We start from the raw sequence: 12,366 nt of genomic DNA on the forward strand, positions 1-12,366 counted from the left end.
GGAAGCAAGATGAAACAGATCAATATGGAAGACTTGGTCCAGCGCGTAATCGATGAGCTGTCCAAAAAAGGCCAAGGAGTTATTCATTTTCCTGAGCAAAAGCAATGCGGAGTCAAGAACCCAAACAATCCAGAAGCATTGGAGCTAGCGATGAAACGAACGCCGGCTCGCATCGGAATCGGGCGTGCGGGTACCCGAATGAAGACGGGAAGCTACCTCCAATTTCGGATTGATCAAGCAGCAGCACGCGATGCGGTCATGAAAACGATCAGTCCAGAGCTGATCGAGAGTCTGCAGCTACCTGTCCTCCATTCAAGAGCGACGAGCATGGAAGAGTATTTAATGAACCTCGACTCCGGACGGATGCTATCAGATGAGTCCGCTCGCTGGCTGGAGGAGAATGGGGATAAAAACAAAGATGTGCAAATCGTCATCTCGGACGGGCTGAGCACGTCTGCATGTGAGGCGACCATTCCAGATCTCTTGCCTGCATTGATGCAGGGTCTGTCCATGCGAAACATCAGCGTTGGGAAACCAGTGTTTATTCACAAGGGTCGCGTTTGGATTCAGGACCAGGTCGCGTCCATCGTCAATTGCAAGGTCGTCATTTCCTTGATCGGGGAGCGACCGGGGCTTGCGACGGCAGAAAGTCTCAGTGCTTACATGATTTACAAACCGGATGCCAATACGGTAGAATCGGATCGTACGGTTATTTCTAATATTCATAAGGGTGGCACGCTTCCGATTGAGGCAGGTGCTTACCTTGCAGAGCTTTTGGAGGAAATTTTGAAGTACCAGGCGAGTGGAGTAAAATTATCACAGCTTCGGGCGATTAACGGGTAGATTCCCACTGGCGCTTCCTCCTGTCTTGCACTAGAATACATAGAAGATAACCAATTTCTATGAGGAGTTGCTACGCATGACGGAGCCAAACCAAAACGAAAAAGAAACCACAGAGCAAAAGCCTGGGAAGATCAGCCTGCAAGAGGCGATGAAGCGCAAACTGGCAGAGAAGAAACAAGCGCAAGCACAGGCCAATAACCCATTGAATCAAAAGGCGAAAAATCAAACGATGAAAAGCCAGCTCACCAAAAAACCAAACAATCAACGCAGACGTATGGGCGTATAGTTTCGAATGAAGCAAGGCAAAAAGGAATGTGCAGCAACTTTAGGCTGCAGATTCCTTTTTTGTATGATCATTCATACGGGAGTGATCTTCAAATTTTTAAAAGGTATCGATGAACCATCTAAGCTGGCGAGAAGAAAAAGCACAGGGCTCGTAGACCTTGACAACGCCTACCCAGTCGGAACTTCAAGAAGGGGACCATGCTTGTCGAACACTTCTCCTCTGAGAAACTTCCGCCCGTAGGGTGGCTTTGGCTCGATGGTCCACTTTTTGAAGTGGAGACGTCCAGTCAATCCCCCATGCTGGCGTGTCAGAGTCGAAGAGAACTGTGCTTTTTCTTCTCCTCCACTATGTTGACTCAAAAAAATGGAGGCGTTCATGAAGGTAGAACGGCTACTCGCTATTGTCATCATGCTGTTGAATAAGCGTCGTGTGAGCGCTCGTGAACTATCCGACCACTTTGAAGTATCCTTGCGTACAGTCTATCGGGATTTGGAAACCATTAATGCAGCCGGCATTCCGATCGTCGCGTACCCTGGGGCAAGCGGCGGATACGAGATCATGGAGAATTTTACGATCGATCGGCAATATTTATCCTTGGACGAGCTGGTCGCGGTAATCGCTGCGTTAAAAGGGGTTCATTCCTCTACAGACGACAAGCAAATCGGACAGCTTCTGGAAAAAATAAAAGCGTTGCTCACCACTGCACCATCCTCACTGCAAGGAAGTTCACATCCCGTTGTTTATGACTTTAATCCATGGGGTAGTACACCTGCGATTGCCGAAAAAGTAAACAAGCTGCGGGAAGCCATCGAGAAGAGACATCGTGTGCGAATCACTTATACGAAAATGCAAGGCGATGCGACAGAGCGCATCATTGAGCCTGTCACACTGATTATCAAAGGCTATGTGTGGTATGTGTATGGCTATTGTTTACAGCGGCAGGAGGATCGTCTGTTTCGCTTGTCACGGATTGCAGACATGTCCGTGCTGACAGAGGAGTTCTCCCCGCGCCCGTATCAAATAGACAAACTGGAATGGCTCGAATCATGGGATACGGCAGAGCGTATTTCTCTTGTCCTTGAATTTGCTCCGCGTGTGCATGTAAGGGTACGAGATATGTTTGGGACAGAAGCGATAGAGACCATGCAGGATGGCTCCTTGCTCGTACGGACGATGATGACAGACGATGAATGGTTAAATGGTATGCTGCTTAGCTTTGGCGATGCCTTGTGTGTACATGAACCTGCGTATGTTAGACAGAGAATTGGGGACACGGTAAAAAGAATGACGAAACTTTATGAATAAACGTTGGAACGTTGACAGATAGTTGTCAGGGTATGGTCGTTATACTGAGTCATGTAAACAAACTCATACAGGAGCGTGGATAATGATGAACCCAACGATTGTCAAACTGGATGAAATGCGTGTAGCAGGCTTGCAAATTCGGACAACCAATGAGGCGGAGTGCGGACCGAATGCGAAAATTGGGGGACTATGGCAGCGCTATTATCAAGAAGAGCATCCCTTCAAAACTCCCCATCAAAAAGAGCCGGGTGTTGTTCTGGGGGTGTACTCCGATTACGACAGTGACGAGACCGGTGAGTACTCCTTGTTAGTAGGAACCGTTGTAGAAAAAAACGGTGAGCTTCCTGCTGAGCTTACAGTCAAGACCCTGCCGGCTTCTACTTACGCTGTATTTACGACTCGCGTAGGACCGATGGTAGAGGTTGTGATGGAGACCTGGGCGAAGGTGTGGGAGTGGTCCCATCAACCGGGGAACAAGCGGACATTTACCGGAGATTTCGAACGATATGACGGAGTGCGCTGCGCTGATCCCAACAACGCACAAGTGGATTTGTACATCGCGATCGCAGAAGAATAATAGTGCAGCATCTCATCCATGCAGTCGTAGTCGATCAGGCTACGACTGTTTTGCTTTTTTCCATGATTTCTTCACAAGTTTCGTTTACTCTAGAGGAAGAGTGGCAGAGGGGAGTCATACAGACGAATGGATTGGATAACCAATATAGAAGCCCTGGCAGAGTGGATTCGCTCTTTGGGGATGCTGGGGATTGTCGGTAGTATTTTATTGAACATCGTGATCAGTGTGGCGGGTGTATTGCCGTCCATTTTTTTATCGGGTGCGAACGCAGTCGTGTTCGGCTTGTACGGAGGGTTCTTGATTTCCTTAACGGGAGAGGTGGTTGGGGCTTGCATAGCCTTCTTTCTTTACCGCTACACGATCAAAAAAGCAGATCGAAGCGAAAAGCTAAAATCATTCAAATGGGTACATACCATCAATGGAACGACGAGTTTTCGCAAGTGCCTTGCCATCGTTTTGCTCCGGATAAATCCGCTGATGCCTTCGGGTGTAATCAATTTAGGCGCGGCTATGACGAATATCACCTTCGTGCAATTTTTGGTGGCGACTTTGCTAGGAAAAGTGCCGTCGATGGTTTTTGAAACATTCGTCGGTCATGATCTGATTACTTTTGGTGAAAACAAGTTTCGCTTGCTCTTTGCCTTGCTGGCAGGCGCTCTCGTCTTTTTACTTTTCTGGAAAAATGGAAAGGATCAAACACAAGAGGAGTAGGGAGGATTTACATGTCTACCATTTTGCTAGTCGATGATGAGCCGCAAATCTTAGAAATATTGTCCTCCTATCTGCAAAAGGAAGGCTATCATGTCCTGACCGCCCAAACAGGCAAGGAAGCAGTCGAAATGGCCACGACGATTTCATTGACCTGTATCATTTTGGATCTGATGCTTCCTGATTTGAGTGGGGAAGAAGTCTGCGTCCAAATTCGCAAAGAGTCGCGTGTCCCGATTTTGATGCTAACAGCGAAAAGTGGAGAGGCGGATCGGATTCGCGGGCTTACGATTGGCGCTGATGACTATTTAATCAAGCCTTTTAGCCCGAGAGAACTTGTAGCCCGTGTTCGAGCCGTTATGCGTCGTGCGGGCGATTATTCAACACTCTCCGATTTCGTTGAAGTGGGCGACTTGACCATATCAATGAATGAGAAGAGAGTCATGAGAAAGGGAGTCGCTTTGGAGGTTACGCCAAATGAATACCGCTTGCTCACAACGCTTGTCCGTTATCCGGGGAGGACGTGGGGCAGGGAGGAACTCGTGCGTGAGGTCATGGGCTTTGATTTCGATGGATACGATCGAACCATTGATACGCATATCAAAAATCTTCGCCAAAAGATAGAGGCAGACCCGAAGCAACCAGAGTATATCAAGACGGTGTATGGATTGGGCTATCGCTTTGACGATCCCATGAAGAAGTGAGGCCATAATGAAGCATATTTGGGTAAAGCTCGCCTTTGTGATCATGACAGTCGGTGCTTGCGCTGTTCTTTTTTCCTCGTTGTTGTCCGTAAAGGAAATGGATGTTCATTTTTCCATGTATGCCAATGAAGTGAGGAATCAGCATAACCAGGAAATATCGCGTGTCGCACTCCAGGCGTATCAGGACAATCAAGGCTGGGGAGCGGAAGCCTATCATAAGCTTGAAGCGGTTTCTGAGGTCTTGGGATTGCATATCACACTCCTCGATCAACAGCAACAAGTACAAAACGAATGGGGCAAGCGGCCAGTCCATACGAGCAATTACAGTGTAGACAAGATTCCCCTTGTCAGTAAGGGAGTCATGATCGGGCAACTGGTGATTAGCCATGATGATCGCAGTGCGTATATGACATTGGAAAGTCATTTTCAATGGGCGCATAAAAACACAACATTGTGGACAATGGCTGTGCTGCTTATCCTGGTCATTATCATCAGCATACCACTCGCCCGGACTATGGTACGTCCTGTCGTACAAGTGAGTACCGCAGCACAACGAGTCGCGCGAGGCAATCTGTCGATACGTGTACCGGAACCTCGTGGCAAGGATGAAGTTACGTCATTGGTCGCTGCCTTTAACAACCTGGTCCAAAGTCTTGAGCATCAGGAGGAGCTGCGCAAGCGACTGACCTCCGATATTGCCCATGAATTGCGAACTCCGTTGAACACCTTGTTGGCGCAAGTAGAGGGGATGATTGATGGCATATGGGAAGCGACTCCCAAAAATCTCGAAAGCACGAGGTCTGAGGTACTGCGGTTGAGCTGTCTCGTCCGCGATTTAGATCAGGTGATCCAGGTGGAGTCGGGCTCCTTGCAAATGCGCAGTGAAGAGGTGGAACTGCGTGAGGTTGTCATAGAAGTCACCGAGTCGATGAGTGCGACGTTTGCCCGTGCGCAAGTGAATTTTCACTTCAAAGGAGATCACGTTGCCTGGATCAAAGGGGACAGGCAGCGACTGGCGCAAATCGTGGCCAATTTGTTGACGAATGCCTGCAAGTATACTCCAGCGGGTGGAGAAGTCGTAGTTACAGTGGACAAACCGAGTACGATGGTCCGGTTGCAAGTAAAGGACAACGGCACGGGTATCGACCAAAAGGATCTCCCGTACGTATTTGAGCGTTTTTATCGGGGAGATCGCTCGCGAGCAAGGGAACGCGGTGGAGCAGGATTGGGGTTGACGATTGTGAAAGGGATTGTGGAGGCGCACAAGGGAATCATCTCGTTGGATAGCAGAGTGGGAGAGGGAACGACCATCACGATTTTGTTTCCGTCAGCTCATGAAGGCGAAAAGTAAGCCAAACCCGTATCGTTCTCCCAGCACATCGTTTATCATAGGAAGAGAATTTGAATATTCGATACAAAGAGGGAGAGCACATGTTTGATTGGACTACCATGGGAGCATTTTTGGCTGTTGTGATCGGCCTCTTTTTAATTCCGGGACCCGCTGTTCTGTTAACTGCGACGCGTACCGTCCAGGGAGGACGTAAAGCAGGGATAATGGCTGGGCTGGGCATTGCTACAGGCGATTTCATTCATACGATTTTTGCTGCAGTCGGCTTGTCCGCGATATTGATGACATCTGCATGGGCATTCAATCTCGTAAAATTTGCGGGAGCGGCTTATTTGGTCTATTTAGGTGTTCGGGCCATGCTTGAAAAACCATCTGACCCAGAGCTGCCAAAAGTAACACCGTTGGCTCCGCTGCAATCGTATGGGCAAGCTATCCTCGCAGAAGTTTTGAATCCGAAGACGGCGTTGTTCTTTCTGGCGTTTCTGCCACAATTCGTACATCCGGAGCGTGGGGGAGCCATTTACCAATTCCTTGTCCTGGGACTGATATTCGCTATCTTGGGGTTCTTTTACACCGCATTGATTGCGATCAGCATCAGACCACTTGGGCATATGGTGAAGCGAATTTCCTGGCTGGGTCGCTGGAGTGGCAAGATCGTAGGTTCTGTTTACATCTTATTGGGCTTAAAAGTAGCACTGCATGAAAGATAAAGAAATGAGTCGGGAAGACAGTCTTCCCGGCTTTTTTATTGCATGTTTACGGCTATTAGGTACTTTTTAGTGCCTATGATACTTGAAAGTACGTACTTCCTACCAAGTGAGGCATGAGACATAATAGCATTCAGAACCAACATATTCGCCAATCATGATAAGTAAGGGCCCTGCTTTGTGAACGGCAAGAAAAATTAAGGGAGGATACAACTCAGATGAGCACAATTACATCCAATGTGAAGCAGCAAGCAACTGGTGCCAAAAACTCCACTCTTGCTTTACTTGCTCTCGCAATCAGCGCATTCGGTATCGGGACTACTGAATTTGTTATCGTCGGTTTGTTGTCTACAGTCGCACAGGATTTGGAAGTAACCATTACCTTAGCAGGACTTCTTATTTCTGGATATGCATTAGGGGTAGCTATTGGAGCGCCGATTATTACAGCACTCACAAGTCGAATTCCACGCAAAGCGCTACTCATGCTTTTGATGATTGTCTTTGTTGTCGGAAACAGCGCGGCAGCCTTGTCGAGTAGTTTTACACTTTTAATCATTGCCCGTTTCTTTACCGCGTTTTCTCATGGGGTATTTTTCTCCATCGGTTCGACGATTGCAGCCGATCTGGTGCCAGAAAACAAGCGCGCCAGTGCGATTGCTACCATGTTTACGGGTCTGACTGTCGCAACTGTTACAGGCGTACCTTTGGGAACGTTTATTGGACAAATGTTTGGATGGAGAGCGACTTTTTGGGGAGTGGCCATTCTTGGTGTAATTGCACTTATCTCGACAGCGATTCTGGTACCAAGCAATTTGAAAAAAGCTAAGCCTGCTTCCATTAAAGACCAAGTGAAAATAATCACAAATTTGCCATTGTTACTTGTCTTTGCGATTACGGCTCTTGGCTACGGCGGTACCTTCGTAACCTTTACATTCTTAGGTCCGATTCTGGAAGAAATCACAGGTTATCAGGCGAGTGCCGTCAGTCTGATTCTGCTCGTCTATGGGATTGCGGTAGCGATTGGAAATACGGTCGGAGGAAAAGCGGCCGACAAGAATCCGATAAAAGCGCTGCGTTGGATGTTTATCATTCAGGCGATCATTTTGGTCATTCTCACGTTTACTGCGTCTTTCAAATGGGGGGGAACCCTCACGATTATGCTGATGGGCCTCTTGGCCTTTATGAACGTACCAGGCTTACAAGTATATGTCGTGCAGCTGGCTGAAAAATACGTGCCAAGTGCTGTTGATGTAGCTTCTGCCATTAACATTGCGGCATTCAATCTTGGCATTGCGATAGGAGCGTTCGTGGGAGGAATCATCGTCGATACCATTGGACTAATTCATACACCATGGGTCGGCGGAGTGATGGTGTTAGGTGCAGCATTACTGACGGTGATCAGCAGTAAGCTGGAAAAAGCTCGTCGCTAATTGTACAAAGACGGCGGATATGATGAAAGCACTGTGTCCGCCGTTGGTTTTCAAAAACATCACGTGAGGAGAGAGCATCGATGAGCAAATTCGACGGTCACTATGGTTTTCAGCGAATGTTCCAAGAAGGGAGAATGACCTTGGGATTTCACATTCCGCTGGAGGCATACGAATGGGAAGCACCGATAATGGAGCGACAGGTTGAACTCGTTCAAGCGGCAGAAGACTACGGCTTTACCGGAATCTGGCTGCGCGATGTGATTTTGCAGGACCCCGCTTTTGGTGACCCCGCAACCGGGCAAATTTATGACATGATGATTTATTTAACCTATTTGGCTGCGCAAACCAAAAAAATTGCTTTCGGTACCTCGAGTATCGTGCTTCCACTGCGTCATCCGTTGCGAGTGGCAAAAGAGACAGCGACCATCGAAAATTTGTTTCCCCAACGTTTGATGATGGGGATTTCTTCAGGAGACAGACGGGCAGATTTTCATGGATTGAATGTGGCGCATGAACAGCGTGCAGAGCTGTTTCGTGATGGCTACGACTACTTGCAGAAGGTCATGGCAGAGGATTTCCCAAAAATCAACTCTCCATACGGTATGATTAATGGAGCGAATCTGGTGCCTAAATCGACTGCGCCCATTCCTACTTTTATCACGGGGTATAGTCAACAAACGATGGACTGGTTTGCGCAAAACGGAGATGGGTGGATTTATTATCCGCGTGACCCATACAACCAAGCACATGCCATCCAGGAATGGAGAGAGCTTGTCCAGAAATATCATCCAGGTGTATTCAAGCCGTTTATTCAGCCTCTTCATCTGGATCTTGCAGAAAACCCGGATGAGTCGGTCACGCCGATTCGATTAGGGTACCGGGTCGGAAGAAAGATGCTTATAGAACTGTTGGCCATGTATCAAGAGGTCGGCGTCAATCATTTGTTCTTCGCCTTGTTCCCTAGCCAGCGTCCTATTGACGAGGTCATCGATGAGCTTGGACAAGAAGTACTTCCATATTTCCCGGCCCATATCGATACACCGGAGCAGGTTTGACAACATCTTTTATGAGGAGGGGAGGACATGCAAAAATACAATATCCCTGTAGAGGCAACATTGGAAGTCATTGGAGGGAAATGGAAAGTAGTAATCCTCTGTTTGTTGGCAAAAGGGACAAAGCGGACAAGCGAATTGAAACGCGCAATGCCTGCCATCACGCAAAAAATGTTAACGCAGCAACTGCGAGAATTGGAAGCGGACAACATCATTACCCGCAATGTGTATCAGCAGGTTCCCCCACGCGTCGAATATGAATTGACCGAGTACGGCAAGACACTTTCGAAGGTCTTAGATGTCATGTGTGAATGGGGAGAGAGTCACATCGAAAACCAATTGCAAAAAATAGCCGAATGAAAGGGGAAGTTCGATGAGAGGAATTGGCATCAAGCAATACGGCGACATCCAACAGCTAACAGAAATTGAACTGCCAACAAAGCCGATCGGACCGGACGATATGCTCATTTCAATAAAAGCGAGCGGGGTAAATCCTGTCGATTGGAAGGTGCGGGAAGGTCTGCTGCAAGCAGATTTTCCTTTTGAACTGCCACTTATTTTAGGGTGGGATGCGGCGGGCACGGTAAAGGCTGTTGGTACGAATGTGCAGGATTTTCATATCGGGGATGATGTCTTCTTTCGTCCGGAGTTGGAAAGGGAAGGGACATACGCAGATGAAATGGTCGTTCCGGCGAATATCGTAGCCCCGATGCCACGTGGTTTGTCGTATGCAGAAGCGGCTTCACTTCCGCTGGTTGGACTAACGGTTTGGCAGGCATTGGTGGAGGTAGGGAAGGTACAAGCGGGAGAAAAAGTCCTTGTGTTGGGGGGGAGCGGCGGGATCGGTTCCATGGCGATCCAGCTAGCAAAAGCGCTAGGTGCCTATGTGGCAACAACAACGAGCTCCAAAAACAGCGATTATGTCCGTGAGCTGGGAGCAGATGAAGCCATCGTGTATGACCAGGGAGCACTTCATACCTCTGCGCAATTTACATTCATGCTGGACACGTTGGGTGGAGAAGCGTACGGAGAAGCTATAAGATTGATGAAGCAGCAAGGAAGAGTGGCCACCATTATCAGCGAGCGCGATGCCAAGAAACCTTCGTTCGCGGATGCGTTTGAGAAAGAACGAGAGCTGGATGTTACTTTTGTGTTTACGCGTCCAGATGGGACAAACATGAATCGTATTCGTGAGCTAGTGGAAGCCAAACATGTAAAGCCGTTTTTGACGAAGATATATCCAATGACGATTGAGGGGGTTCGCGATGCGCATCTCTTTAGTCAAACGGGTAGAGTGCGTGGGAAGATTGTGCTCGTCCGATCATGAAAGGGAGAAAGAGCACGAGTAGGTTGCGCGAATGGAACAGCGGCGGGCTAGGAGTATCGTTTTCAACCGAGCCCGCTGTTGTTTTCATGATAAAGCCAGCGTTACGGTCTAGTCTAAATCGCCTTCGCTGGTAATCGTCAGCTTCATCTCCTTCGAATCACGGCCCCCTGCAGGACAAAGGTAATCCCTAAAATTCCTGCGATGGCAAGCAGTCGAATGAAACCGTTGGACACAAACAGATTGATACAGATTAGCCCAATAATGATCAGAACAAGCAAAATCACCGTTTTCCCCGACATGTACGTGTTACCCCTTTCCTCAGACAAAATGAGTGGTTTCGTCAAATCGGAATATGCGGGTCGTTCCATGGCGTATGTAATTTGACTTTTTGGTTGTCGGAATTTTCTGTCCGCACTCTGGATACCTACTATTGTAGCGAATACAATCGTGGAAGGAAAGGCGGGATCACGTGAAAAAACTCCCTTCTGTCAACGCAAGGTGTTCACCTGTACGCATGAGAGGGAGTTTACGCTTGTGAATATGCTATACACGTTACTTCGTTGCTAGCTGGCGCTCCGTTGTCTGCTGCTTCAACGGCTGTCCGGCCAATTGTGATCGTTTGGATCGAATCATGATGGCAGTAATCAATAGCGCGATACCATTGATGATAAAAACAAAGCGAATCGGGATGAGTCCTCCGAGAACGCCGCCAATGATCGGTCCCATCATTGTAGCGAGCTGCGTCGAGGATTGGTTCAGGCTAAACGCTCTGCCGCGAAATTCTGGTTCTGTGACTTTTACAATCATGGCATTGATCGACGGATAAACAGCGGCAAAAAACAGTCCGTACGCGAAGCGCAAAATGCCAAATCCATACAGATTGGTGAAGAAAAATTGCAGTAAATTTCCGATCGCTCCACCCATTAAGCCGATGAACAAGATTTTGGAATAGCCAACCTTTGACCCGAGCTTTCCCCATTGTGGAGCTGCAATGACGGTTGCGATGCCCACCGCCGCAAAAATGATGCCGGAGCTGAGGGATGCGTCTTGTTGCGAAGTGCCCAATTGCATAACATACACGGTTAACAAAGGCTCAAGAAGCATAACGGAAATCGTGACCATCAGGCTCATACCTAATATGGACATCAAAGGCCGGTTTGCCATCGCAGCCCGCAAATCTTCTCGTACACTAGATCGACTGCCGGAGCGGTTGAAGTTCGTTTCCTTCACGAAGAAAGTAGCGATCAGCGCTGCTACGAGGACGACAAATCCAGAAAAAATAAAAGCTTCTGCGTTTCCCCATACGTGACTGACGACACCGCCAACCAACGGACCGATGATTCCTCCTGTTGCTCCCGAAGTCGCCATAATCCCCAGTGCATACCCGACGTTTTTTTCTGGTGTATTCGTCGCTACCAGCGCAATGGCGGCAGGTACGTAGCCGGCAAGCAAACCCTGGAAGATCCGTAACACAAGAAACAAATAAGGGTCCGTAATCAAATACGTCAAAAAATACAGCAAAGCGAGGCTAAATCCAGACCGAATCAACATTGGCTTTCGTCCATATTTGTCCGCAAGCGAGCCCCAAAATGGCGAAATAAGTGCACTTGCCAAAAATGTGATGCCAAACGAAATACCGGACCAGGCTTCCAGATGCTCATTGACCCCCAGTGAAGTATGGAGGAAGATGGGCAGGAAAGGGATCGAGATGGAGTAGGCGGTGCTACAGAAAAATACCCCAATCCATAACACAATCAAATTACGTTTCCAAGAAAATTCCATCTTTCTGTCACAACCTTTGCAGTTAAAAAGCAGGAATATTGTTATTGATCATTCTAGCACTGCAAAATGATGCTGACCAATTCGGAAATATGATCGGACTATTGCAAAAATGAAATAAGAGGAAAACTTGACTTCATTCGGACAAAAGAAAATCCCCTAACGACAAGAGATGGACTGACCCTAATTAATGAGACGTTGAAAAAGCACCTAGGCTACCTGTTTCCCATACTCGTATGGAGACAGGTAGTTCAATTTTTCCTGAATTCGATCTTGGTTATAAAAACAGATGTAATTTTC

The 12,366-nt window shown here is 47.9% G+C and carries 15 protein-coding genes; 12 read left to right on the plus strand and 3 right to left on the minus strand.

Translation table 11 applies throughout. From position 1 onward, the window contains the following. Positions 1-9 precede the first annotated feature (9 nt). The 12 genes from eutC to M3630_RS09785 all read left to right on the plus strand — a co-directional run bounded on the left by eutC (position 10) and on the right by M3630_RS09785 (position 10,287). Entirely contained in the window at positions 10-843 is an 834-nt protein-coding gene (gene eutC / locus M3630_RS09730) for an ethanolamine ammonia-lyase subunit EutC (RefSeq protein ID WP_251251940.1), read from the plus strand. A gap of 76 nt (positions 844-919) precedes the next feature. Further along, complete coding sequence (locus M3630_RS09735) at positions 920-1,129, plus strand: hypothetical protein (protein WP_047069123.1); 210 nt, start codon at positions 920-922, stop codon at positions 1,127-1,129. A gap of 375 nt (positions 1,130-1,504) precedes the next feature. Then, on the plus strand, positions 1,505-2,434 hold the full coding sequence (locus M3630_RS09740; protein WP_251251941.1) for a helix-turn-helix transcriptional regulator: 930 nt from the start codon (positions 1,505-1,507) through the stop codon (positions 2,432-2,434). A gap of 82 nt (positions 2,435-2,516) precedes the next feature. Beyond that, the gene (locus tag M3630_RS09745; RefSeq protein WP_251251942.1) at positions 2,517-3,011 is read left to right on the plus strand and encodes a GyrI-like domain-containing protein; all 495 of its coding nucleotides are present in this window, start codon (positions 2,517-2,519) and stop codon (positions 3,009-3,011) included. A gap of 126 nt (positions 3,012-3,137) precedes the next feature. Next, on the plus strand, positions 3,138-3,722 hold the full coding sequence (locus M3630_RS09750) for a TVP38/TMEM64 family protein (protein ID WP_251251943.1): 585 nt from the start codon (positions 3,138-3,140) through the stop codon (positions 3,720-3,722). Between the two features lie 11 nt (positions 3,723-3,733). Beyond that, positions 3,734-4,423 carry a response regulator transcription factor gene (locus M3630_RS09755; protein WP_251251944.1) on the plus strand — a complete coding sequence of 230 codons (690 nt, stop codon included), beginning with the start codon at positions 3,734-3,736 and terminating at the stop codon, positions 4,421-4,423. Positions 4,424-4,430: 7 nt separating this feature from the next. Continuing rightward, positions 4,431-5,774: a sensor histidine kinase gene (locus M3630_RS09760; protein ID WP_251251945.1), complete on the plus strand. Its 1,344-nt coding sequence runs from the start codon at positions 4,431-4,433 to the stop codon at positions 5,772-5,774. An 80-nt stretch (positions 5,775-5,854) separates the two neighbouring features. Beyond that, complete coding sequence (locus M3630_RS09765; RefSeq protein ID WP_251251946.1) at positions 5,855-6,481, plus strand: LysE family translocator; 627 nt, start codon at positions 5,855-5,857, stop codon at positions 6,479-6,481. A 215-nt stretch (positions 6,482-6,696) separates the two neighbouring features. Further along, positions 6,697-7,908, plus strand: a complete 1,212-nt coding sequence (locus M3630_RS09770; protein ID WP_251251947.1) for an MFS transporter — start codon at positions 6,697-6,699, stop codon at positions 7,906-7,908. A gap of 80 nt (positions 7,909-7,988) precedes the next feature. Continuing rightward, positions 7,989-8,963, plus strand: coding sequence for an LLM class oxidoreductase (locus M3630_RS09775; protein ID WP_251251948.1), 975 nt, complete (start codon positions 7,989-7,991; stop codon positions 8,961-8,963). Positions 8,964-8,990: 27 nt separating this feature from the next. Continuing rightward, entirely contained in the window at positions 8,991-9,320 is a 330-nt protein-coding gene (locus M3630_RS09780) for a winged helix-turn-helix transcriptional regulator (protein WP_173609384.1), read from the plus strand. A 13-nt stretch (positions 9,321-9,333) separates the two neighbouring features. Next, a complete protein-coding gene (locus M3630_RS09785) occupies positions 9,334-10,287 on the plus strand; it encodes an NADP-dependent oxidoreductase (RefSeq protein ID WP_251251949.1) in 954 nt (317 codons plus the stop codon). A gap of 143 nt (positions 10,288-10,430) precedes the next feature. On the opposite strand, the gene M3630_RS09790 is transcribed toward M3630_RS09785, so the two are convergent. The 3 genes from M3630_RS09790 to M3630_RS31150 all read right to left on the minus strand — a co-directional run. After that, the gene (locus M3630_RS09790; protein ID WP_173609382.1) at positions 10,431-10,586 is read right to left on the minus strand and encodes a hypothetical protein; all 156 of its coding nucleotides are present in this window, start codon (positions 10,584-10,586) and stop codon (positions 10,431-10,433) included. Positions 10,587-10,839: 253 nt separating this feature from the next. Continuing rightward, positions 10,840-12,069 (minus strand): MFS transporter, encoded by a 1,230-nt coding sequence (locus M3630_RS09795; RefSeq protein WP_251251950.1) that lies wholly within the window; start codon positions 12,067-12,069, stop codon positions 10,840-10,842. A gap of 207 nt (positions 12,070-12,276) precedes the next feature. Further along, positions 12,277-12,366 (minus strand): IS3 family transposase (locus M3630_RS31150; protein WP_483298460.1); only part of this gene is annotated, 90 nt, incomplete at its 5' end.

It is taken from the genome of Brevibacillus sp. MER 51 (assembly GCF_023714195.1).
Classification (GTDB): Bacteria; Bacillota; Bacilli; order Brevibacillales; family Brevibacillaceae; genus Brevibacillus.

What these genes read in the sequence shown, in the direction of transcription:
- M3630_RS09755 (WP_251251944.1), top strand. Translation starts at nt 3,734, where the DNA reads ATGTCTACCATTTTGCTAGTCGATGATGAGCCGCAAATCTTAGAAATA.
- M3630_RS09740 (WP_251251941.1), top strand. Translation starts at nt 1,505, where the DNA reads ATGAAGGTAGAACGGCTACTCGCTATTGTCATCATGCTGTTGAATAAG.
- M3630_RS09785 (WP_251251949.1), top strand. Translation starts at nt 9,334, where the DNA reads ATGAGAGGAATTGGCATCAAGCAATACGGCGACATCCAACAGCTAACA.
- M3630_RS09765 (WP_251251946.1), top strand. Translation starts at nt 5,855, where the DNA reads ATGTTTGATTGGACTACCATGGGAGCATTTTTGGCTGTTGTGATCGGC.
- M3630_RS09795 (WP_251251950.1), bottom strand. Translation starts at nt 12,069, where the DNA reads ATGGAATTTTCTTGGAAACGTAATTTGATTGTGTTATGGATTGGGGTA.
- M3630_RS09760 (WP_251251945.1), top strand. Translation starts at nt 4,431, where the DNA reads ATGAAGCATATTTGGGTAAAGCTCGCCTTTGTGATCATGACAGTCGGT.
- eutC (WP_251251940.1), top strand. Translation starts at nt 10, where the DNA reads ATGAAACAGATCAATATGGAAGACTTGGTCCAGCGCGTAATCGATGAG.
- M3630_RS09750 (WP_251251943.1), top strand. Translation starts at nt 3,138, where the DNA reads ATGGATTGGATAACCAATATAGAAGCCCTGGCAGAGTGGATTCGCTCT.
- M3630_RS09780 (WP_173609384.1), top strand. Translation starts at nt 8,991, where the DNA reads ATGCAAAAATACAATATCCCTGTAGAGGCAACATTGGAAGTCATTGGA.
- M3630_RS09790 (WP_173609382.1), bottom strand. Translation starts at nt 10,586, where the DNA reads ATGTCGGGGAAAACGGTGATTTTGCTTGTTCTGATCATTATTGGGCTA.
- M3630_RS09745 (WP_251251942.1), top strand. Translation starts at nt 2,517, where the DNA reads ATGATGAACCCAACGATTGTCAAACTGGATGAAATGCGTGTAGCAGGC.
- M3630_RS09735 (WP_047069123.1), top strand. Translation starts at nt 920, where the DNA reads ATGACGGAGCCAAACCAAAACGAAAAAGAAACCACAGAGCAAAAGCCT.
- M3630_RS09775 (WP_251251948.1), top strand. Translation starts at nt 7,989, where the DNA reads ATGAGCAAATTCGACGGTCACTATGGTTTTCAGCGAATGTTCCAAGAA.
- M3630_RS09770 (WP_251251947.1), top strand. Translation starts at nt 6,697, where the DNA reads ATGAGCACAATTACATCCAATGTGAAGCAGCAAGCAACTGGTGCCAAA.